Here is a 21,076-nt window from a genome sequence, read left to right as displayed (position 1 = left end):
CCGGAAACCCGCTATTGTCGGCGTTGTAGGCGGAGGAGGCGAGGTCGTGCACGGTGCGGAAACCGACGGGCAAGTAGTGGCCGCCGCGTGCACGATAGCCATCGACGACCTTCCTGACGGTCTCATCGTGACCGACCGATATGGGTGCGTGGTCGCCGTCAACCGGGCCGCGGCCCGGCTCACCGGAGTCGCCATGGAGCGCGCGGTCGGCCGCCACATGAACGACGTGTTCCCGTTCCGCGACCACGACGGGCGCGACTGGTGGAAGGCGCTCGACCCCGAATGCGGGCTGCGTACCCGTAGCAGGGTGCCGGAGCGGCCGCTGCACCTGCCGGGCGGGCAGGAGCTCTATGTAGCCGCGAGGCTCGTACGCGAGCCGGAGCGCGGCGGCGAGGTAGAGCGCGTCGCGATCACCCTGCGTGACGGCGGCGCCCGCGCCCGGCTGGAGCGCAGCCGCGCCGATCTGGTCTCCACCGTGGCCCACGAGCTGCGCTCGCCGCTGACCAGCGTCAAGGGGTTCACCGCGACCCTGCTGGCCAAGTGGACCCGTTTCACCGACGAGCAGAAGCGCGTGATGCTCGAGACCGTCAACAACGACGCCGACCGTGTCACCAGGCTCATCACCGAGCTGCTCGACGTCTCACGCATCGAGTCCGGGCGGCTGGAGGTGCGCCGCCAGGTGGTCGACATCCCCGCCAGGGTGCGCAGGCTCATCGCGGGCCGGGTCGCGGCAGGCGAGGCGGAGGACCGGTTCCACCTGATCGTGGACGACGACCTGCCGGAGATGTGGCTCGACCAGGACAAGATCGACCAGATCCTAGGTAACCTGGTAGAAAATGCGCTGCGCCATGGGCGTGGCACTGTGACCATTGAGATCGAGTCCGTCGGATGGGGAGTTGCCGTGTCGGTGCGCGATGAGGGCGAGGGCATCGAGCCCGAGCTGGCCCCGCGCGTCTTCCGGCAGTTCTGGCGGGGTGGCAACAGCCGCAGGCGCGGCGGCACCGGGCTCGGGCTGTTCATCGTCAAGGGCCTGGTCGAGGCCCATGGTGGCACCATCACCGTGCAGCGCGCGCCCGAGGGCGGGGCGGAGTTTCGATTTACCATGCCCACCGGCACGCCCGACTTCGCAACTTCTATCTGAAGGCGAAATCACGGGATTCGGGTCCGGTGGGCCGACGCCACTAGACTCATTTCCGCTCAAGCCCTGGATACGGAGCTCACTCTTGTCTGACTACGACCCCGTCGAGGTGACACCGCTGCATGCCGAGGAGGTGTCGCGCATGGAGGCCGACGCCATCGCGGCGATCAAGGCGGCCGACAGCCTCGACGCACTCAAGCAGGCCAGGTTGGCGCACGCGGGCGACCGCTCGCCCATCGCCCTGGCCAACCGCGAGATCGGCGCCCTGCCGCCGGCCGCCCGCGCCGAGGCCGGCAAGCGCGTCGGCACCACCCGCAAGGCGATCAACGAGGCACTGGCCGCCCGCCAGGCCGAGCTGGAGGCCGAGCGCGACGCCCGGGTGCTCGTCGAGGAGACCGTCGACGTCACCCTGCCCTGGGACCGGCGGCCGCGCGGCGCCCGCCACCCGCTGACCACGCTGCAGGAGCGCATCGCCGACGCGTTCGTCGCCATGGGCTACGAAGTGGCCGAGGGGCCCGAGCTCGAAGGCGAGTGGTTCAACTTCGACGCACTCAACATCGCCAAGGACCACCCGGCCCGCTCCGACCACGACACGTTCTTCGTGGGCTCCACCGAGTCGGGCATGGTGCTGCGCACGCAGACCTCGCCGGTGCAGATCCGCGCGCTGCTCCAGCGCGACCTGCCGGTCTACGTGATCTCGCCGGGCAAGACGTTCCGCACCGACGAGCTCGACGCCACCCACACCCCGGTCTTCCACCAGACCGAGGGGCTGGCCGTGGACGAGGGCCTGACGATGGCCCACCTCAAGGGCACGCTCGACCGGTTCGCCGAGGTGATGTTCGGCAAGGGCATCACGACGCGGTTCCGGCCCAACTACTTCCCCTTCACCGAGCCGTCCGCCGAGATGGACCTCAAGTGCTTCGTCTGCCGCGGCGCCTCGGCGATCCCCGGCAATCCGCCCTGCCGCACCTGCAAGTCGGAGGGCTGGATCGAGTGGGGCGGCTGCGGCATGGTCAACCCGCGCGTGCTCGTCGCGTGCGGCGTGGACCCCTCGCGCTACTCCGGGTTCGCGTTCGGCATGGGCATCGAGCGGACCCTGATGTTCCGCCACAACGCCGAGGACATGCGAGACATGATCGAAGGAGACGTGCGCTTCACGCTCCCGTTCGGAATGGAGATCTGATGAAGGTCCCGCTTTCCTGGCTGCGGGAGTACGTCGATCTCCCGGCGGTCACCGCGCACGAGGTGGCCGACAAGCTCACCATGGCAGGCCTCAAGCTCGAGTCGATCACCTCGCACGGCCACGACGTCAAGAACGTCGTGGTCGGCGAGGTGCTCGAGATCGAGGAGCTGACCGGCTTCAAGAAGCCGATCAGGCACTGCAAGGTCGAGACCGGCGAGGCGACGCCCCGCGAGATCGTCTGCGGCGCCACCAACTTCGTGGCCGGCGACCGCGTGCCCGTCGTGCTGCCCGGCGGCGTGCTGCCTGGCGGGTTCGAGGTCGGGGCGCGCAAGACGTACGGGCGCACGTCCGAGGGCATGATCTGCTCCGAGCGGGAGCTCGGGCTGAGCGACGAGCACGCCGGCATCATGGTGCTGCCCCCGGACACGCCCATCGGCGCCGACGTGGTGGAGCTGCTTGGCCTGCGTGACGACGTGATCGAGCTGGAGATCACGCCCGATATCGGCTACGCGCTGTCGATCCGGGGCGTGGCACGTGAGGCGGCGACCGCGTTCGGGGTGGCCTTCCGCGACCCCGCCCAGATCGAGCCTCCCGCCGAGACCAGCACGGCGTGGCCGGCCTCGATCGCCGACCCGACCGCCTGCGACCGGTTCGTGCTGCGCGAGGTCGCCGGCTTCGACCCCGCCGCGCCCAGCCCGCTCTGGATGCGGACCCGGCTCACGCGGGCCGGCATGCGGCCGGTGTCGCTGGCCGTCGACATCACCAACTACCTGATGCTGGAGCTCGGACAGCCGCTGCACGCGTTCGACCGGGCCAAGCTCAACGGCGAGATCGTCGTACGCCGGGCCAAGCCGGTCGAGCGCCTGGAGACGCTCGACCACGTCGTCCGCGAGCTCAACCCCGACGACATCCTCATCACCGACCGGTCGGGACCGATCTCGATGGCGGGCACCATGGGCGGGCTCGACACCGAGATCTCCGTCGAGTCCACCGACATCGTCATCGAGGCCGCGCACTTCTCCGCCACCGGCATCTCACGCGAGTCCCGCAGGCACGGGCTGGTGTCCGAGTCGTCCAAGCGGTTCGAACGCGGCGTCGACCGTGAGCTGCCGCTCGTCGCCTCCTGGCGGGCCGTGCAGCTGCTGGCCGAGCTCGGCGGCGCGACCGTCCAGCCTGGGGTCACGCACGCCCAGGTCGAGGTGTCCCCGCCGCGCATCGCGATCCCGTCCGGCTACCCGAGCGCCGTGGCCGGAGTGACGTACTCGAAGGACACCGTGGTCGCCCGGCTGCGGCAGGCCGGCTGCGTCGTCGTGGACGGCGACGACCCCGCGGTGCGCAAGGGCGGCGTCGACCCGACCGGGGTCGTGACCGGCGGCGCGCTGGCGGCCAAGCTGGCGGTCACCGGCGACGACATGATCACGGTGACGCCGCCGTCGTGGCGGCCCGACCTCACCGACCCCAACGATCTGGCCGAAGAGGTCATCCGGCTGGAGGGCTATGACACCCTGCCGTCGGTGCTGCCCAGCGCCCCGGCCGGGGCAGGCCTCACTGAGGGACAGCGGCTGCGCAGGCGGGCCGGCCGGGCGCTGGCCGAAGGTGGCTATGTCGAGGTGCTTAGCTACCCGTTCATCAGCGCCGACGACTTCGAACGGCTGTTGCTGCCCGCCGAGGACGCGCGACGCCACGCCATGCGGCTGGCCAACCCGCTGTCGGAGGACGAGCCGCTGATGCGCACCACGCTGCTGCCGGGGCTGCTCAAGACCCTGGTACGCAACGTGGGCCGCGGCTTCACCGACGTGGCGCTGTTCGAGACCGGAGCCGTCTACCGGCCGCGCGGGGGCGCTCCGGAGGTCGCGCCGGTGCTCGGCGTCGAGCGCAGGCCGACCCCCGAGGAGCTGGCCTCGATCGAGGCGGCGCTGCCCGACCAGCCGATGCGGGTCGCGGTCGTGCTGGCCGGCGAGTTCGAGCGGTCCGGCTGGTGGGGCGGCGGCCGTCAGGCCACGTGGGCCGACGCCGTGCAGGCCGCGCGGCTCGTGGCGGCCGAGGCCCGGCTCGAGCTGTCGGTCACCGCCGACCAGCACGAGCCCTGGCACCCCGGGCGTTGCGCCGCACTCTACGTGGGCGACACGCTCGTCGGGCACGCCGGCGAGCTGCACCCGCGCGTGATCGAGGCCTACGGGCTGCCGCCGCGCACCGCGGCGATGGAGCTCGAGCTGTCGCGCCTGGAGCCGGCCATGCCAGGGCCCGTCGACGCGCCTGCCGTGTCCTCGTATCCGGTGGCCACGCAGGACGTGGCACTGATCGTGCCCGACTTCACGCCGGTCGCGGACGTGGAGTCGGCCCTGCGCGACGGGGCCGGGGAGCTGCTGGAGTCGATCCGGCTGTTCGATGTCTACGCCGGGGAGCAGGTGGGTGAGGGGAACAAGTCGCTCGCCTACACGATGCGGTTCCGGGCGGCCGACCGGACGTTGACGGTGGAGGAGACGACGGCGGCGCGGGACGCGGCGGTGGCCATGGCGGCCGATCGTGTGGGGGCTCAGCTGCGGAGCGCCTGAGCCTGTGAAAGGGCCGGTGCGGCGGATGCCGTGCCGGCCCTCCATGTTCTCGATCTCGGCGAGGTCGCGAGGAAGACCAGGTCCGGCCGATCACCAAGCGTGTGCCGGCACTCGGTTCATCGCGTGCGTGGTCGACTGGCAGAATGCGGTCTCATGAGGCAGCTACTGGTGTTCGGCGAGCGAGAAGACGCCGAGGAGGTTGCTGAGACGCTGGCCGAGTGGTTCCCTGAGCTTGGGATGCCGCGGGTCGTGCGGGAGACGCTGGCCGGGGAGGACGACGCGGAAGACGCGCAGTGGGTGGTCGTCATCGAAGGGCTTGGCGAGGACGTGCTGGCGAAGTTGGACCACCTGGTGGAGCAGTACGACGGGTGGCGCGAGACGGGCTGAGGTGGCTCAGATGCGGTCGATCTCGGTGAGGTCGATGTCGAGGTCGAAGGGCACGGTGACCTTCACCCTCTCGTGGTGGATGCCGGTGAGGGCGTAGGCACTGGTGGCGGGGTCGAGCTCGTAGACATAAACGATGGCTTTGTCGGAATCGTCTTCGACGCGCCAGAAATGGGGAATCCCAGCCTCGGCATAGAGAGTCGGCTTGCGCTTGCGGTCGCGCACTTCGGACTCCGGCGAGACCACCTCGACGGCCAGTATGAGATCTTGCCCCGGGTAGAACGTCTGCCTGGAACGCTCTTCGGCACTGGCTGGGATAACGAAGAGATCAGGCTCCGGTCGCTGGCGCTTGTCGAGTATGACGCTCATCTCGCGTCGCACCCGAAGGTCTTTCGGGGCCGCACGGCGTATCTCGCTCTCCAGGAGCGATACAACACGCATGTGGAAGGAGGCTTGGGGGCTCACGAATACCAAGCTTCCATCAATCAACTCTGTGTGCGCAGGCAAATCCGGAATGTGATCGAGATCTTCGGCGACGAAGCCCCCGGGCGGCGGGAAAACCCAGTCGGGCAGCGAGGAAGACGTCATCTCGTGGATCACCGCTTCGGCCGTCATGCTGCAACGTTACCAATCTAATCCCCTCACGCCAGGTGAATGCACGGATACTCGGGGAGTCGTTCGTTCGCCGCGAAGGCTCTCCCGCCGCGGCCGGGATCCGTGCAGAGTGGTGGCATGCGTGTTGCCGTGCTATCCGACATTCATGGCGTGCTGCCCGCGCTCGAAGCCGTGCTGGCCGAGCCCGACGTGGCTACCGCCGACCTCATCGTGCTCACCGGCGACATGGCGGCGGGGCCGATGCCGGTGGAGACCCTCGACGTGCTCGTGGCGCTCGGGGAGCGGACGCTGTGGGTGAGCGGGAACGCCGACAGGGAGCTCGTGGAGGTGGCCCGTGGGAAGGCGCATCCTCGTGCGGTCACCCAGTGGGCGGGGGAGCGGCTGCGAGGCGATCAGGTCGAGTTGCTGGCCGGGCTGCCGGCGCGGCAGGTGGTCGAGCTCGGGCGGCTCGGGGCGACCTTGTTCGTGCACGCCACGCCGCGCAGCGACGAGGAGGTGGTCCTGGTCGACAGCTCGCTGGAGCGGTGGGGCGAGGTGCTGGCGGGCGAGACGGCCGAGACCGTGGTGCTGGGGAACACGCACATGCCGTTCGCGCGGCTGGCCGATCGGGTGCTGGTCGTCAACCCGGGATCGGTCGGCATGCCCTACGGGAGGGGCGGAGTGGCGCACTGGGCGTTGCTGGATGGGGAGAGTGGTGCGGTCAGCCTGCGGTGGACGTCGCTCGATCCGGCCAGGGTGGGGGAACGGCTGGCCGCCGAGAGCGGGTTCGACGGGATCGAGGATTGGGTGGGGGAGTACGTGACCAGCGTCTACTCCGATGCCGAGGCGTTGCGGGTGTTCGCCAAGGCCGAGAATCGCGGTTAGGCGGAGGCCTCCTGTGCCGCCGTCTCGCGGCGGGCCTTCTCTGCCAGGGCGTGCTCGTCCGTCCTGGCGTCGTAGCGGCGGAACTTCGGCAGGGCCGCGGCCAGGCCCAGCACGGCGGCGACGCACAGCAGGCCGCCCGCGCTGAGCGAGAAGCGGGTTCCGCCGAAGTTCGCCATCAGGCTGGCCCGGGCGTTGCCGAGCATCGGGCCGCTGGCGTACGACAGCAGCTCGATGCCCGCGAGGCGCCCGCGCAGCTCCTGCGGGATCGTCTGATTCCACATCGTCATGCGGAAGATGCCGCTGACCATGTCGGCCGCGCCCGCCAGTGCTATGCAGACGAAGACCAGCCACACGTTCGGGGCCAGGCCGGTCAGGGCGACCGCCACGCCCCACAGCGTCGCGGCGACGATCACGCCCAGGCCCTGCCGCTGCACCCGCGCCGTCCAGCCGCCGGTGAGGGAGGCGATCAAGGCGCCGATCGCGGCGGCCGAATACAGCAGGCCCAGCGCCTGGGGCGCGTGCAGCTCGTCGGCGAGGAAGGGGAAGAGCGCCGTCGCCATCGCGAACACCATGGCCGCGATGTCCACCAGGTACGTCCCCATCAGGTCGCTACGCCCTACCGCGTACCGCACGCCTTCGACCAGCGACTTCAGCGACGCCGGAGCGGCGTCCTCGGCGGGCGGCAGGGATCTGATCCGCCACAGCAGCGCCAGCGACAGCAGGAAGGTCACCGTGTCCACCCCGTACGCCGCCGCCGCGCCGGCCGAGGTCACCAGCAGCCCGCCCAGGGCAGGGGCCACGATGGCGCCGAAGTTCCAGCGCAGGCTCGCCAGCACCGCCGCCGCGCCCTGGTGCTCGTGCTTGACGATCTGCTGGAACACCGCCTCCATGCTGGGCCGCTGCAGGCAGGCGATGCCGGTGGAGATCGCGCCCACCACGTACAGGACCCAGACCTGCGGGTTCGGCAACATCGCGTTGACCGTGAGAGCGGCCGAGGTGACGAGGAGGCCCAGCTCGCTCAGGACGATGATCTTGCGGCGGTCGAGGGCGTCGGCGAGGGCGCCGCCCCACAGGCCGCACACCACCATCGGCACGAACTCCGCCAGGCTCACCAGCCCGACCGCCAGGTAGGACTCCGTCAGCTCCTTCATCTGGTACGGCACCGCCACCAGAGTGATGAACGTGCCGAACATCGTGATAACCCCGGCCCCGAACAGCAGGCGGTAATCGCGCGAATCGCGCAGGGGGCTCAGGTCGATGGAAAGGTGACGAAGGAAGCGCTTTACTCGATCGGGCACGAAGCTAGATTGTCCGGCGGACGTTGTCGTCCATGCAAATCGATTTCCCACGTCATGGACACGTGAAAGGCCCCGGGTGACCGGGGCCTTGGTGTCGGGGTCAGGCGATGGGGACCTTGTCCAGGAAGCCCAGGACCTTGCGGATCCTTCCGTCCTCGGCCACCTCCACGACGTCGAAGCCGATCGCGACCGGCTCCCCGCCCGCCGGTCCGAGGTGCCAGGTGAACCTGGCGATGTGGTGGTGGGCCTCGTGGACCACGCCCGGGGTGAACACGAGGCCGGGGAACATGCCCTGCGCCCCCTCGATCACCGCGGCGATCCCGGCGTGACCGGCCACGTCGGCCAGCGGGTCGGTGTACGTGGCGTCCTCGGTCCACAAGTCGGCCACGGCCTTGGCGCGGGCGCCGGCGTCGGTTTCGTTCCAGGCGGCGATGTAGCGTTCGACGAGAGTGCTGTCCATGATCATCCCCTTTGGGGTCACTGGTTGCGGGCCTTGCGCAGGCCCATGATCTGAAGCTCGGCGAAGCCGGCGACCGCGAGGGCCTGGGCGATGGCCCAGATGGCGCCGATCGTGGTGAAGCCGCCCGCCCCCGTGATGACGGCCGCGATGCTGGCCAGGGTCCAGACGATGTTCAGGCCGATCACGGCCCTGGTGGCAGCCGGGCTGATCTGGCGGCGGGTGGCCAGCAGGCCGACCGCGGCGCCGTACACGAGCAGGAAGACGCCGATCCCGCGCAGCAGGCCCGCGTCCGGGCCGAGCAGGGCGGCGACGGGGCCGGCGAAGGCGAGGTAGACCAGGCCGTTGCCGCCGGTGACGACGGCATCGGCGGCCAGCGCGAGGCGCAGGAACTTGGCCTTGTCGGCGGTGACGGTAACGGCGGTCATATCGGCTCCTTCTTCGGTGTGGTGCGACACCTGAAAGATGTCAGCCACCGCATAGGGGCCGCGATTACGCCGGAGGTAAGCGAAAGCGGCGAACCGCCGTTTCACCTGCGGGAATGGTCATGGTGTGACGCTTGTCACCGGTGGAGCCTGGGCGGTGACGCAGGGGCGCTCCTGGGGTTGGAGCGCCGCTCAGCGAGCCACCGAAAAGTTGATCAAGCGCTTCCGAGGATCTCCCGGCGCAGGTGGGTCTTGAGGATCTTGCCGCCGGGGTTGCGGGGCAGCTCGCCCTCGCGGAACCAGATGTGGACCGGGATCTTGAACTTGGCGATCCGGCCGGCCAGGAAGGACTGCAGCTCCTCCGGCGTGACGGACTGGCCGGGAGCCAGGCGGATGACCGCGCCGACCTCCTCGCCCAGCTCGTCGTGCGGCACCCCGATCACGGCCGCGTCGTCGACCGCCGGATGCTCGAACAACGCCGCCTCGACCTCGGCGCAGTAGACGTTCTCGCCGCCCCTGATCACCATGTCCTTGGCCCGGTCCACGATGTAGACGAAACCCTCGTCGTCGATCTTCGCCAGGTCGCCGGTGTGCACCCAGCCGTCCACGAACGTCTGCGCCGTGGCCTCCGGCTTGTTCCAGTAGCCGAGGATCACGTTCGGGCCGCGCAGGCACAGCTCGCCCACCTCGCCGGGCGGCAGCTCGTTGTCCATCGGGTCGGCCACGCGCACGTCCACCACGGGCACGGGCCGGCCGATGCTGTCGGGCTTGGCCCGGTAGTCGGCGCCGCCGTTGCCGATGGCCAGCGCGGTCGTCTCGGTCATGCCGTAGCCGTTGGAGGGGGCACGGTTGGGGAGGTTCTTGGTGATGCGCTCCAGCAGCTTGGGCGGGGCCGGCGCACCGCCGTAACCGAGGGTGGTCAGGGACGACAGGTCGTACTTGCCGAAGTCGGGGTGGGACATCAGCTGCCAGGCACTGGTGGGCACACCGATCATGGCGCTGATCTTCTCCCGCTCGATCAGGCGCAGCGCCTGCTCGGGATCCCACTTGTACATGAGCACCAGGCCGCCGCCGCTGAACATCGTGGTGGTCATGCCCGAGAAGCACCCCGTGACGTGGAACAGCGGCACGGTCAGCAGCATGATCCGGCGGGTCCCGGCCGCCGCCGCGAGGTCCTTGCCCGCCATCGCGAGCGAGTGCATGAGCCCGTAGGCCACGGTCATGGGCGACTGGCCCAGGTTGCGGTGGCTGCCTAGCGCGCCCTTGGGGTTGCCGGTCGTGCCGGAGGTGTAGAAGATCGTAGCGGGGTCGTCCGCGGCCAGCTCCACGTCGGGCAGCTTCACGTCGGCCGCGACCTCGCCCAGCACCTCGTCGAAAGCACGCGCTCCGGCCGGCGGCTCGCCCCTCGTGACGATCAGCGGCACGCCCGTCGAGGCCAGCCGCGCCGCCCGCTCGCCGTCCGCGATCAGCACCTTCGCGCCGGAGTCCCGCACGCCGTAGGCCAGCTCGGCCTCCGTCCACCAGGCGTTGAGCGGTACGGCCACCGCGCCAGTCGCCAGCACCGCCGAGAACGAGACCACCCATTCCGGGTAGTTGCGCATGGCCACGGCCACCCGGTCGCCCTTGCGCACGCCGTACTCGTCCACCAGCCGGTTGGCGAGTGTGGCGGCGCGGCGGAAGTGGTCCTCGAAGGTGATCTGCTCGTCCTCGAAGACGAGGAAGACCTTCTCGCCGTGGAACCTGCTCATCTCCAGCAGGGCGCGGAAGTGGGCGGGTGCGTGTTTCCACGTGCGTACCCCGGTGTCGCCGATCTCTTCCATCTCGAAGAGCTGGCCGGGGCCGGTGAGCTGCTCCTGGACCTGGGCGTGCGTGAGGGACATCTGCAGAACGCTCCCCGCGGTGGACGATTATTCTGGGGTAAATCACAGTACCGACCGGTAGGTACGTCGCGCTAGAACCCCGCAGCCGTGAAAGTTTCATTTTCGCGCCGATAGTTTCTGCCGCCCAACTGCTGCTTTAGCGGCTGCCCGTGACCGGCATTGACCGCTCACTTGCATGTCAATACCGTCTGCGATGCGATCCAAGAGGGATCGAAACTTTCGGGTCGAGTGCCTGCCTCCGGAGGTAGATGTTCGTGCTTTCATCCTCGTTTGCCAGAGTCCTCGCCTTGGCGGGGATGTCCTTAGCCTTCCTCCTGCCCGCCACCTCGGCCGACGCGTCGGCGACCTTGCGCACCCACGCGTCCGCCAAGGGCAAGTTCATCGGGGCGGCGCTCGCCACCAGCCCGCTGTCCAATGAGACCTCCTATCGCAACATCGCGGCCACCGAGTTCAGTCAGGTCACCGCCGAGAACGCGATGAAGTGGGACGCCACCGAGCCCAACCAGGGCCAGTTCAACTTCTCCGGCGCCGACGCCATCGTCAACTTCGCCACCCAGAACAACCAGCAGGTCCACGGCCACACGCTGGTGTGGCACAACCAGACCCCGGGCTGGGTGCAGAGCCTTGGCGCCAGCGCCATGCGCACCGCCATGCAGAACCACATCAGCCAGGTCGTCGGCCGCTACGCCAACAACGCGACCGTGGTCTCGTGGGACGTGGTGAACGAGATCTTCAACGAGAACGGCGGCTGGCGCTCCTCGTTCTGGTACAACACGCTCGGCCAGAGCTTTGTCGCCGACGCCTTCCGTGCCGCGCGCGCCGCCGACCCCAACGCTCGGCTGTGCATCAACGACTACAACGTCGAGGGCATCAACGCCAAGAGCACCGCGATGTACAACCTGGTCTCGTCGCTGCGCCAGCAGGGCGTGCCCGTCGACTGCGTGGGCTTCCAGGGCCACCTCTCCATCCAGTACGGCTTCCCGAACGATCTGCAGCAGAACCTGCAGCGCTTCGCCGACCTCGGCGTCCAGGTCCGCATCACCGAGCTGGACATCCGCATGCAGACGCCCAGGAACGCCACCAAGGACGCGACCCAGGCCACTTACTACCGCAACGTCGTCAACGCCTGCCTGGCCGTGACCGCCTGCGCCGGGGTGACCATCTGGGGCTTCACCGACAAGCACTCGTGGGTGCCGGGCACCTTCCCAGGCGAGGGCGCCGCGCTGATCTACGATGAGAACTACCAGCCGAAGCCGGCGTACAACGCCGTGCACGACGCGCTGGCCGGCGGCACCACCGACACCACGCCGCCGACCACGCCGGGCACGCCCACGTCGAGCAATGTCACCTCCAACTCCGCCGCTCTGACCTGGACCGCCTCCACCGACAGCGGCGGCAGCGGGCTGGCCGGCTACAACATCTACCGCGAGCAGGGGGCCACCGACACGCTGCTCGGCCAGAGCACCACGAACTCGACCACGCTGACCGGGCTGAGCTCCGACACCCAGTACCAGGTCTACGTGCGGGCCCGTGACGGCGCCGGCAACCTGTCGGCGAACTCGCCGCCGGCCACGTTCACGACGCTGTCGGGACCGGGTGGCGGGGGCCCCTGCACCGCGGCCGGCACCGTGCAGACCCAGTGGAGCACCGGGTACGTGGTGCAGCCGGTGACCGTCACCAACACCGGCACGTCCGCCATCACCGGCTGGACCGTCACCTTCACCCTGCCCGCCGGCCACACGCTCACCGGCTCGTGGAATGCCGACGTGACGGTGAGCGGGCAGACCGTCACCGCCAAGAACGCGGGTTACAACGGCAACCTGGCCCCGAACGCCAGCACCAGCTTCGGGTTCCAGGTCAGCCGGCCGAACGGGAACACTCAGACGCCCTCCGGATACACCTGCGCCTGATTGTTCCGAGAATCCCCTGGGCGTCTCTCCAGCCGCCCAGGGGATTCTCTCTGCTGAAGATATTGACAATTAAACCGTCGAGGTCTGTCGTTCGCCATAGGAGGTGAACGGCATGAACGAATGGGATGCCACCTCGTACGCGGGCAAGGACACCATCCTGCGGGTCGTCAGGGACGAGGCTGAGAGGCTGTTCGCGCTGGCCGAACCGGAGGAGGCATGGGAGGCGCCGACGGCCTGCCCGGGCTGGACGACGCGTGACGTGGTGGCGCACATCGTCGACACGACCGAGGGGTACTTCGCCGCCTTCGACGTGGCCCGCCGCAGCCAGGACTTCGACACGGCGTACGGGCTGCCCGGCATGGGCGAGCGGGTCAACGAGCAGGCCGTGGCGCTGCGCGGGATCCCGCAGAAGGAGTTGCTCGACCGGCTCAAGACGGACTTCGAGCACATGCAGTCGATGCTCCGCGAACTCGGCGAGGACGAATGGGCGGGGCTGACCGTCCCGCACTTCTACATGGGGCCGCTGCCCGCGTACTTCTACGCGGCCGGCCAGCTCATGGACTACGCCGTGCACTCCTGGGACATCCGGCAGGGCAGTGGGCGGGCGCACGGGCTGTCGGGGGAGGCGGCCGATCTGCTGGTGCCGTTCATGTTCGTGCTCTGGCAGTCCACGATCAGGCAGGAGGCGGACCTGACGACGCCGTTCGAGCTCGGCATCCGGGTGGGCGGGGTCAACGGCGGCGACTTCCGCGTGTCGGTGGGGCCGGGCGGGATGACGTACGAGCAGGGTGACCTGGCCGGGCTGCCGACCGTCATCGAGTTCGACGCGGGGAGCATGGTGCTCACGACGTTCGGGCGCAGCAACGCGGGCACCGTCAGGGGCGACCCGGCAATCGCCGACCGATACCTGAACCTGTTCTTCCGGATCTAGCGCCGACGTGTGGCTTTGTGACCTGCCGGGTGTGACGGCCGGCAGGTCACTCTGGATACCCTCGGCGGCGTGTGCTTCGCCCCTCGGGCCCGCGCGTTGTGCGGTGGCCCGTACTGTGGGGGGATGACCGATCGGGAAGTGGCCGTTCTCATCGGCCTGCAGGCTTCCGGCAAATCCTCCTTCTACCGGCGATGCCTGGCCTCCACTCATGCGCATGTGAGCAAGGACGATTTCCCCAACGCGCGGCACCGGCAGCGCCGCCAGCTCCGGCTGATCCGCGAGGCGCTGGAGGAGGACCGGAGCGTTGCGGTCGACAACACCAATCCTTCGCCTGAGGAGTGGCGGCCGTTGATCGTGACCGGGCGGGAGCACGGGGCGCGGGTGGTGGCCTACTGGTTCCCGCCGAATCTCGCGGGATCCCTGCAACGCAACGCGGAACGGCTCGGCCGGGCACGAGTGCCGGAGGTCGGCGTCTTCTCGACGTTGAGGCGGCTGCGGCGACCCCGGGTGGCCGATGGGTTCGATGAGGTTGCGGTGGTGGAATTGGACGGGCGCGGTGGCTTTCTCGTACGGAAGGAGGAGGGATGAAGGGCGACCGGTTGGAGGCGGAGATGCGGGCTCGGGAGTGGTTTCACTCGCTGACACTGCTGCCCGGTGCCTGGGCGATCGTGCGGGTGGATGGGCGCGGATTCTCCCGCTATACGGAACACCGCTTCGACAAGCCTTTCGACCTGCGGTTCCGTGAGTTGATGGCAGTCGCGGCGCGGAGCCTGCTGGAGGAGTTCCAGGGGTGTTACACCTATGTGCAGAGCGATGAGATCTCCCTGGTGCTGCCTCCCTCCTTTGACCTGTTCGGACGGGAGGCGGAAAAGCTGGTGTCGATCTCGGCGGGCGTGGCGTCGGCGGCCTTCACGCACGCGGCGGGCGAGCCGGTGCACTTCGACAGCCGGGTCTGGCTGGGCAGCTCGGTGGAGGATGTCGTCGACTACATGTCGTGGCGGCAGGCCGACGCCGCCAGATGTGCCCTGAACGGCTGGTGCTACTGGACTTTGCGCAAGGACGGCAGGACGGCGCGGGAGGCCGGCAAGCTGCTCGAGCGCACCTCGGTCGCCGACAAGAACGAGCTGCTGTTCCAGCACGGCGTGAACTTCAACGAGCTGCCTGCCTGGCAGCGCCGCGGCATCGGCTTGTGGTGGGAGACGTTCGATCATCCGGGGCACGACCCGGTCCGCAGCGTGGACGTGGTCACCCAGCGGCGGCGGGTGCGCGTGGAGTGGGATCTGCCCATGAAGGACGACTACCGGCGGCTCGTGGAGCGGCTGGTCGCCGGCTGACCGTCACCGTAGTGATCGTCGCCGGCACTATCGGCGGGCGGACCGTCTCACCCCAGGTCGTGCCCGCCGGCCGCCGGGAGCAGGTGCTTGGCCACGCGGGCGGTGGGGGTCCGCGGCAGGGCATCCAGCCGCTGCCAGAACCTCGGCACCTTGTACGCGGCCAGCCGCGCCGCCGTCCAGTCGCGCAGCGCGGCCAGGTCGAGCTCGCGCCCGGGCGCGGCGACGACGAACGCCTTGACCTCCTCGTCCGTCAGCTCGGACGGCACCCCGATCACCGCGCATTCGAGCACGTCGGGATGGGCTTCCAGGGTCTCTTCGACCTCCAGCGGCGAGAGGTTCTCGCCGCGGCGGCGGATGACCTCCTTCTTGCGGGCGACGAAGGTGTAGGTGCCGTCGGGATCGGTCGTCACTAGGTCGCCCGTGTGCAGCCAGCCGTCCTTGATCGCCTTGGCGGTCTCCTCCGGCATGCCCCAGTAGCCGGGGGTCACGGCGGGATTGCGCAGGAGCAGCTCGCCGTCCTCCGCCACCCGCGCATGGTTGATCGTGCCCAGCGTCGGGTGCTGGCGTGGACTGCCGAGCGTCTCGTACGGGCGGCCGCCGCGCGGCCAGATCAGCCCGTACGGGGTCTCCGACAGGGCGTAGCCGACCACGATCTCCAGGCCGAAGCGGCGCTCGATCTCCAGCTGCCGTTCACGGGCCGGGGCCGGGCCCGTGTAGCAGAGCCTCAGCGGGTTGTCGGCGTCGTGCGGCCTTTCCGGCTGCCGCATGAGGATCTCCAGCATGGCGCCGATCGCGTTGAACTCGGTGGCGCCGTACCGTCGGGCATCGTCCAGGAACGTGCTGGCGGAGAAGCGGGGGAGCAGAACCAGGCCGGCGCCGCAGGACAGAGAACCCATGACCGAGTAGGCCGGGGCGTTGATGTGGAACAGCGGCAGCGTCGTCATCAGCCGGTCTTCGCAGGTCAGGCCGAGCCAGTGGGGGAAGCCCTGACCGGCCAGCGCGTACGCCCGGTGGGTCTGCATGACCAGCTTGGAGCGGCCCGTGGTGCCCGAGGTGGGGATGAGGGCAGCGAGATCGTCCGGCTTGACCAGGTCCGCCGGCAGCTCGGCGGGCCGCGGCCACGGGCCCGGGGTGCGGATGACGTGGGCCGGCGCCGCCTGCGCGATCAGGGCGTCCAGCTCGCGGTCCGTGCTGCGCGGGTTCACCGGCAGTGTGACGGCGCCCAGCGTGGTCAGCGCCAGCCAGCAGATCAGGTCGCGCGGGGTGGTCCTGGCCACGAGCATGACGACGTCGCCGTGCCGCACCCCCTGGGCGGCGAGGGCCCGCGCCTCACCGCCCACCAGCGCGGCGGCCTCGGCGAACGTGACCACCGAGTCGCCGTGCAACCAAGGGCCGTCGCGGCCGGCGGCGGTGGCGAGCACCTGCGGGATCGTGGCCGGGAGTGATCCAGGGGTCGTCAAGGCTCCAGCGTGATCCCTTCGCGCCTGAGGTCCTCGATGATGCCGTCCACCAGGCGGGTGGCGACCGTGTGCCGCAGCTCGCCGTGGTCACGCAACTCGCGCACGGCGGGTACGGGATCCGGGTCGGCGAACAGCCGCTCGTCGGCGTAGTCGATCGGCCGCCCGGTCGGGTCGATGGTCCACCAGGACGCCTCCAGCGCGATGCCGTTCGGGTCGCTGAAGTAGATCGACCGCAGGAACCCGTGGTCGATGACGTCAGTGACCTCGCAACCGTGCGCCTTGAGCTGGTCACGCATGCGGTTGAGCGCGTCCTCGTCCGGCAGGTGCAGGGACAGGTGATCGAACTGGGCCGCCTTGGCGTAGGGCACGCCCGCGGGTTTGGCGAAGCTGTCGAGGGGCTGGTCGGTGTACTCGAAGAAGGCGACGGTGTTGCCCGGCGCCACCTCGAAGAAGTAGTGCTTGAACGAGGGCACGGCAAGAGTGGTGACCAGGCGGGCGCCGAGCACACCGTGCCAGAACCGCACGGTGGCGTCCATGTCCGCGGTCACCAGGGCGAGATGGTGCACGCCGCGCCAGTGCACCGGATCTTGGGTCGCAGCCATGGGTCAACCGTACGCCTTTCAACTATCCCTGGTAAGTGAGGACTACCTGCCCATGTGCGGATGGACGTGTTCGAAGAACAGCCGGATCTGCTCGCGTACGTCCCCTTGGACGGGCCAGAACACGAAGGAGTCGAAGCCGAGCCGGTCGCGGTAGTCGCGCAGGGCGTTCACCCAGTGCCGGGCCGAGCCGTTGAGCAGCCGGTCGTTTCGTTCCGGCACGCGGTCCCCACAGCCGCCGGATCAGCGGGACGGCCTCGTCGAGTGCGCTGATGGCCTGCCCGATGCCGGGCCACGCGCCGCCGAAGCCGGGCGTCATCTCGTACGGGCCACCGACGCCGAGCCCGAGCACGAATCGGCCGCCGCTGACGAACTGCAGCGTGGCGGCGCTCTTGGCCAGCATGGCCGGCGGGCGCAACGTCAGCGGGGCGACGTTCGGCGCCACCAGCACCCGCTCGGTCCGACCCGCCAGCTGCGCCAGCAAGGTGAAGGTCTCCAGTTCGGATGGGAGGTACGGGTGGTCCGACACGGTGACCAGATCGGCGCCGAGGTCCTCGGCCAGCCGGGCCGACTCGATGAGCCGGCCGAACTGCCGGGGCGAGGCCGGCAGCGCCACGCCGTACAGGTTTCGCTTGCTCATGGTTCTCACGCTAGGCAGGCCGATCGCGCCAGGCATGGGGCGGTGGCCGCGGTCGCCTTCGGCCCTTCGGTCTAGGACCGGGGGCGTATCGTCGTCTGCGGACGAGGCCGCCGGTGACGTGGTGGCCGCGGGGGGCCGGATGCTCGCCGAGCCGGCCGACATCCCGGTCGGCCGGGTGGCGGTCGTCGCCGATCCGTTCGGCAACCCTCTCGTGCTGGTCGACCTGTCGAAAGGCCGGTACGTGACCGACGAGTCCGGGACGGTGACCGGGGTCAGCCCTTCACCGAGCCGGCGAAGTTGAAGGCGCCGGTCAGATACTTGTTGACGGCCACGTACAGGACCACGGCCGGGGCTGTGTAGAGGATGGAGAAGGCGGCCAGCTGGCCGTAGGCGACCTGGCCGTACTCGGAGAAGAACGTGTAGACGGTGACCGCGGCCGGCTGCTTCTCCGGGGTGTCCAGCAGGACGAACGGGGCGAAGAAATTGCCCCATTGGCCGACGAAGACGAAGATCGCGACGACGACGGCGCCCGGGGCCATCAACGGGCCGACGACGGCCGTCAGCGAGCGGACCCAGCCGGCCCCGTCCACCCACGCCGCCTCCTCCAGGCTCACCGGCACGCCGTCCATGAAGTTCTTCATCATCCAGATCGAGAACGGCAGCGAGCTCGCCGTCAGGAACAACACCATCGCTGGGACGGAGCCGTACAGGTTGAAGCGGAAGAACATCGCGTAGACCGGCACCAGGATCGCGGTCACCGGCAGCCCGGTGGTGAACAGAAGGGTCAGCATCAAGTGGCGGCGGTAGCGCAGCTGGTAGCGCGACAGCGGATACGCCGCCAGGCCCGACACCAGGACCGTCAAGATCGCCGTCGAGCCTGAGATGACGATCGAGTTGATCAGCGGAAGGATGATCGTCTCCCAGGTCAGGACGGCTTCGAAGTTGTCCAGGGAGAAGGTGGGCGTAGGGGTCGCGGACAGGGTGGCGTCCGGTTGGACCGAGGCGATCAGCACCCACAGAAACGGCCCCAGGAAGGCCACGGCGATGAGCAGCAGGGCCAGCACCGCCGCGCCCCTCGCGGCCAGCCGCGTCATGCGTCCTCCACCTTGATCAAACGCAGGTAGATCAGCGAGAACAGCGCCCCGATCACCAGCATGACGAGCGCGATTGCGGAGCCGTAGCCGATCTCGAAGTAGCGGAACGCCTGCTCGTACATGTACAGCGGCGTCGTCTGGCTGGCCGTCCCTGGGCCGCCGCCGGTGAGGGCGTAGATGAGGCCGAAGCTGGCCAGGGTCTGCAAGGTGATCAGCATGAGGTTCGCCATGATGGAGCGGCGGATCAGCGGCAGCGTGATGTGCAGCAGGCGGCGGCCGGGCCCGGCGCCGTCCACCGCGGCGGCCTCCACCAGGTCGGCGGGGACCTCCGAGAGCGCCGCCGAGTACACCAGCATCGAGAACGCCGTGCCGCGCCAGATGTTGGCCAGGATGACCGCGAGCATCGGCGCCGTGTAGAGCCATTCCTGCTCGATGCCGAGCGCCGTGTTGAGCGTGCCCTCCTCGGCCAGGAACGAGAACCAGCAGGCCGCCGCCACGACCTCCGGCACCACCCAGGCGGCGATCACGACGCCGTTGACCACGCTGCGGGTCACCCGGCCGCGGCCGCGCTGGAGCAGGGCGATGATCAAGCCCAGGGTGTTCTGGCCGATGACGGCCGAGCCGATGACGAAGATGAACGTCAGGAAGAACGAGTTCAGGAAGGTCGGGTCGCCGAAGAGTTTGACGAAGTTGGCCACGCCTACGAATTTCGAGTTCACGGATGCCGAGCCGGTGAGCGTCTCGTTCGTGAACGCGATGTAGACGCTCCAGAGGATGGGCCCGGCCAGGAACAGGGCCAGGATGAGCAGGGCCGGGCCGAGGGGAAGGAGCCAGCGCAGGACCCCGCGCCGTGCCGGGCCGCGTACAGGCGGGCTCGTCACGGGCGGGGACTGCGGCGCGGTGGCGACCGTCATCGGGCCAGGACCTTGTCGGGGCCTCCCACGGCGGCGGGCAGCGCCTTGACGTACGCGGCCGTCGCCTCCTCAGGGGTCTGCGCGCCCGTGGTGACCGCCTCCATGGCCTCCTGGACCTCGGTGGACACCTTCGGGTACTCCTCGAAGGCAGGCCGGTAGTGGGTGACCGAGGCCAGGTCGGTCCAGAACTTGATGCTCGGGTTGCCCTCGCTGTACTTCGGGTCGGCGGCCACGTCCTTGCGGGTGGTCAGGTCGCCGGTGCCGACCGAGTACACCATCGAGTTCTCCTTGTTGGTGGCCACCGTGATGAAGTCGAACGCCTCCTGCTTGTTCTTGGCGTAGGCGCTCATCGCCATCACCCAGCCGCCCGACATGCTCACCGCGCCCGGCGGCTCGCCGTTCTGCGTCGGCATGGGCGTCCAGCCCATCTTCTCCGTCCACTCCGGCCACGGCTTCGTGCCGGTCGTCTTCCAGGGGGAGGACGCCCAGGCGCCGTCGAGGGAGATGCCGAGCTCGGCGGCCGGGAACCACTCGAAGGCCATCTTGTCGTAGAGCTTGGCGTTGTGCGCGTCGGCCTGCTTGGGGCCGAGCTCCTCGCGGTAGATGGTGTTGATGAAGGTCAGGGCGTCGGTGAAGTTCTTGCCGCCGGCCACCCACTTCTTCTGCGTCTCGTCGTAGAGGGTGCCGCCCTGGGTACCGTACAGGAGCATCTCGAAGCCCTGCATGGTGGACGCCTCGCCGTGGATCTTCGTGGAGTACATGGCGAAGGGGATGACGCCGGGCGCCTTCTGCTTGATCGTACGGGCCGCCGCCAGCACGTCGTTCCAGGTCTTCGGCTCCCACGGCACCGGCAGGCCCGCCTTGGCGAAGACGTCCTTCTGGTACCAGAGGCCGCGCGTGTCCGTGCTGATCGGGACGCCGTAGACCTTGCCGTCCCCGCCCTTGGCGGCCTGCTTGACCGAGTCGGGGAACTGGCTGCTCCAGTCCGGCCACTTGGCGAGGTAGTCGTCGAGCGGGGCCAGTTTGCCCGCCGCGACGTCCGCGTTGACCTGGAACGTGTCGTGGTAGTAGAGGTCGGGCGCCGAGTCGGGGGAGCGGTTGAGCAGCGCCAGCTTGGTGTAGTACGCCTCGTTGTTGCCCTGGACGGCGGTGAGCTTGACCTTTATGCCAGGGTGGGCGGCTTCGTACTGGGTCTTGGCGCCGGTGAGCATCTTCTCCAGATGCGGCCACGTCGGCTCGACCTTGTAGAGGACTTCGAGTTCCTTGCTGCCGGAGGTTTCCTGCGCGGGGTCGGCGCCGCAGCCGGCGACGACCGCGAGCAGCAGGAGGGAACCGGCCAGCGGACGTTTCATCACGGCCTCCCCTTATTGCCTTGGGTTGAACGTGAACGTAAAT

21 protein-coding genes are annotated in these 21,076 nt (G+C 69.2%); 10 read left to right on the top strand and 11 right to left on the bottom strand.

The window, feature by feature from the left end:
- Positions 1-46 precede the first annotated feature (46 nt).
- The 4 genes from ACTWPT_RS41630 to ACTWPT_RS41615 all read left to right on the top strand — a co-directional run bounded on the left by ACTWPT_RS41630 (position 47) and on the right by ACTWPT_RS41615 (position 5,263).
- Positions 47-1,141 (top strand): ATP-binding protein, encoded by a 1,095-nt coding sequence (locus ACTWPT_RS41630; RefSeq protein WP_443183048.1) that lies wholly within the window; start codon positions 47-49, stop codon positions 1,139-1,141.
- 139 nt (positions 1,142-1,280) lie between these two features.
- Positions 1,281-2,321 carry a phenylalanine--tRNA ligase subunit alpha gene (gene pheS / locus ACTWPT_RS41625; RefSeq protein ID WP_443183108.1) on the top strand — a complete coding sequence of 347 codons (1,041 nt, stop codon included), beginning with the start codon at positions 1,281-1,283 and terminating at the stop codon, positions 2,319-2,321.
- Entirely contained in the window at positions 2,321-4,876 is a 2,556-nt protein-coding gene (locus ACTWPT_RS41620; RefSeq protein WP_443183047.1) for a phenylalanine--tRNA ligase subunit beta, read from the top strand. The genes pheS and ACTWPT_RS41620 overlap by 1 nt, the downstream gene beginning before the upstream one ends.
- Before the next feature lie 153 nt (positions 4,877-5,029).
- Positions 5,030-5,263 (top strand): hypothetical protein, encoded by a 234-nt coding sequence (locus ACTWPT_RS41615; protein ID WP_443183046.1) that lies wholly within the window; start codon positions 5,030-5,032, stop codon positions 5,261-5,263.
- 6 nt (positions 5,264-5,269) lie between these two features.
- Here ACTWPT_RS41615 and ACTWPT_RS41610 read toward each other — a convergent pair whose 3' ends face one another.
- A complete protein-coding gene (locus ACTWPT_RS41610; RefSeq protein WP_443183045.1) occupies positions 5,270-5,875 on the bottom strand; it encodes a Uma2 family endonuclease in 606 nt (201 codons plus the stop codon).
- Between the two features lie 117 nt (positions 5,876-5,992).
- Here ACTWPT_RS41610 and ACTWPT_RS41605 point away from each other — a divergent pair, with 117 nt between their 5' ends.
- A complete protein-coding gene (locus tag ACTWPT_RS41605; protein WP_443183044.1) occupies positions 5,993-6,739 on the top strand; it encodes a metallophosphoesterase family protein in 747 nt (248 codons plus the stop codon).
- Here ACTWPT_RS41605 and ACTWPT_RS41600 read toward each other — a convergent pair.
- From ACTWPT_RS41600 to ACTWPT_RS41585, 4 genes are all read right to left on the bottom strand, one after another.
- Positions 6,736-8,037: an MFS transporter gene (locus ACTWPT_RS41600; protein WP_443183043.1), complete on the bottom strand. Its 1,302-nt coding sequence runs from the start codon at positions 8,035-8,037 to the stop codon at positions 6,736-6,738. The two genes, ACTWPT_RS41605 and ACTWPT_RS41600, sit on opposite strands and share 4 nt — an antisense overlap.
- A gap of 100 nt (positions 8,038-8,137) precedes the next feature.
- Positions 8,138-8,497, bottom strand: coding sequence for a nuclear transport factor 2 family protein (locus ACTWPT_RS41595; RefSeq protein WP_443183042.1), 360 nt, complete (start codon positions 8,495-8,497; stop codon positions 8,138-8,140).
- Positions 8,498-8,514: 17 nt separating this feature from the next.
- Positions 8,515-8,922, bottom strand: a complete 408-nt coding sequence (locus ACTWPT_RS41590) for a hypothetical protein (protein ID WP_443183041.1) — start codon at positions 8,920-8,922, stop codon at positions 8,515-8,517.
- 212 nt (positions 8,923-9,134) lie between these two features.
- Entirely contained in the window at positions 9,135-10,799 is a 1,665-nt protein-coding gene (locus tag ACTWPT_RS41585) for a class I adenylate-forming enzyme family protein (RefSeq protein ID WP_443183040.1), read from the bottom strand.
- Between the two features lie 296 nt (positions 10,800-11,095).
- On the opposite strand from ACTWPT_RS41585, the gene ACTWPT_RS41580 reads away from it, so the two are divergent.
- From ACTWPT_RS41580 to ACTWPT_RS41565, 4 genes are all read left to right on the top strand, one after another.
- Entirely contained in the window at positions 11,096-12,709 is a 1,614-nt protein-coding gene (locus ACTWPT_RS41580; RefSeq protein WP_443183039.1) for an endo-1,4-beta-xylanase, read from the top strand.
- A 112-nt stretch (positions 12,710-12,821) separates the two neighbouring features.
- Positions 12,822-13,640, top strand: a complete 819-nt coding sequence (locus ACTWPT_RS41575) for a maleylpyruvate isomerase family mycothiol-dependent enzyme (RefSeq protein ID WP_443183038.1) — start codon at positions 12,822-12,824, stop codon at positions 13,638-13,640.
- 123 nt (positions 13,641-13,763) lie between these two features.
- A complete protein-coding gene (locus ACTWPT_RS41570) occupies positions 13,764-14,228 on the top strand; it encodes an AAA family ATPase (RefSeq protein ID WP_443183037.1) in 465 nt (154 codons plus the stop codon).
- Positions 14,225-14,974 (top strand): tRNA(His) guanylyltransferase Thg1 family protein, encoded by a 750-nt coding sequence (locus ACTWPT_RS41565; RefSeq protein ID WP_443183036.1) that lies wholly within the window; start codon positions 14,225-14,227, stop codon positions 14,972-14,974. Before ACTWPT_RS41570 ends, ACTWPT_RS41565 begins: the two co-directional genes overlap by 4 nt.
- Positions 14,975-15,021: 47 nt before the next feature.
- Here the strand turns inward: ACTWPT_RS41565 and ACTWPT_RS41560 are convergent, their stop codons facing one another.
- From ACTWPT_RS41560 to ACTWPT_RS41550, 3 genes are read right to left on the bottom strand one after another with little or no spacing between them, the layout of a single operon-like run.
- Positions 15,022-16,434, bottom strand: a complete 1,413-nt coding sequence (locus ACTWPT_RS41560) for an AMP-binding protein (protein WP_443183035.1) — start codon at positions 16,432-16,434, stop codon at positions 15,022-15,024.
- On the bottom strand, positions 16,431-17,036 hold the full coding sequence (locus tag ACTWPT_RS41555) for a VOC family protein (RefSeq protein WP_443183034.1): 606 nt from the start codon (positions 17,034-17,036) through the stop codon (positions 16,431-16,433). Before ACTWPT_RS41555 ends, ACTWPT_RS41560 begins: the two co-directional genes overlap by 4 nt.
- Before the next feature lie 22 nt (positions 17,037-17,058).
- Positions 17,059-17,673: an LLM class flavin-dependent oxidoreductase gene (locus ACTWPT_RS41550; protein ID WP_443183033.1), complete on the bottom strand. Its 615-nt coding sequence runs from the start codon at positions 17,671-17,673 to the stop codon at positions 17,059-17,061.
- Positions 17,674-17,794: 121 nt separating this feature from the next.
- Between ACTWPT_RS41550 and ACTWPT_RS41545 the strand changes: the two genes are divergently transcribed.
- A complete protein-coding gene (locus ACTWPT_RS41545; protein ID WP_443183032.1) occupies positions 17,795-17,974 on the top strand; it encodes a VOC family protein in 180 nt (59 codons plus the stop codon).
- On the opposite strand, the gene ACTWPT_RS41540 is transcribed toward ACTWPT_RS41545, so the two are convergent.
- From ACTWPT_RS41540 to ACTWPT_RS41530, 3 genes are read right to left on the bottom strand one after another with little or no spacing between them, the layout of a single operon-like run.
- Positions 17,946-18,767 carry a carbohydrate ABC transporter permease gene (locus tag ACTWPT_RS41540; protein ID WP_443183031.1) on the bottom strand — a complete coding sequence of 274 codons (822 nt, stop codon included), beginning with the start codon at positions 18,765-18,767 and terminating at the stop codon, positions 17,946-17,948. The two genes, ACTWPT_RS41545 and ACTWPT_RS41540, sit on opposite strands and share 29 nt — an antisense overlap.
- The gene (locus ACTWPT_RS41535) at positions 18,764-19,681 is read right to left on the bottom strand and encodes a carbohydrate ABC transporter permease (protein ID WP_443183030.1); all 918 of its coding nucleotides are present in this window, start codon (positions 19,679-19,681) and stop codon (positions 18,764-18,766) included. The genes ACTWPT_RS41540 and ACTWPT_RS41535 overlap by 4 nt, the downstream gene beginning before the upstream one ends.
- Positions 19,678-21,033: an extracellular solute-binding protein gene (locus ACTWPT_RS41530; RefSeq protein WP_443183029.1), complete on the bottom strand. Its 1,356-nt coding sequence runs from the start codon at positions 21,031-21,033 to the stop codon at positions 19,678-19,680. Before ACTWPT_RS41530 ends, ACTWPT_RS41535 begins: the two co-directional genes overlap by 4 nt.
- Positions 21,034-21,076: the final 43 nt, after the last annotated feature.

The sequence above is a fragment of the Nonomuraea sp. 3N208 genome, from assembly GCF_052245935.1.
Taxonomy (GTDB): domain Bacteria; phylum Actinomycetota; class Actinomycetes; order Streptosporangiales; family Streptosporangiaceae; genus Nonomuraea.
Note: the sequence above shows the minus strand (reverse complement) of the source record. Positions and strands in the feature narration are given on the sequence as shown.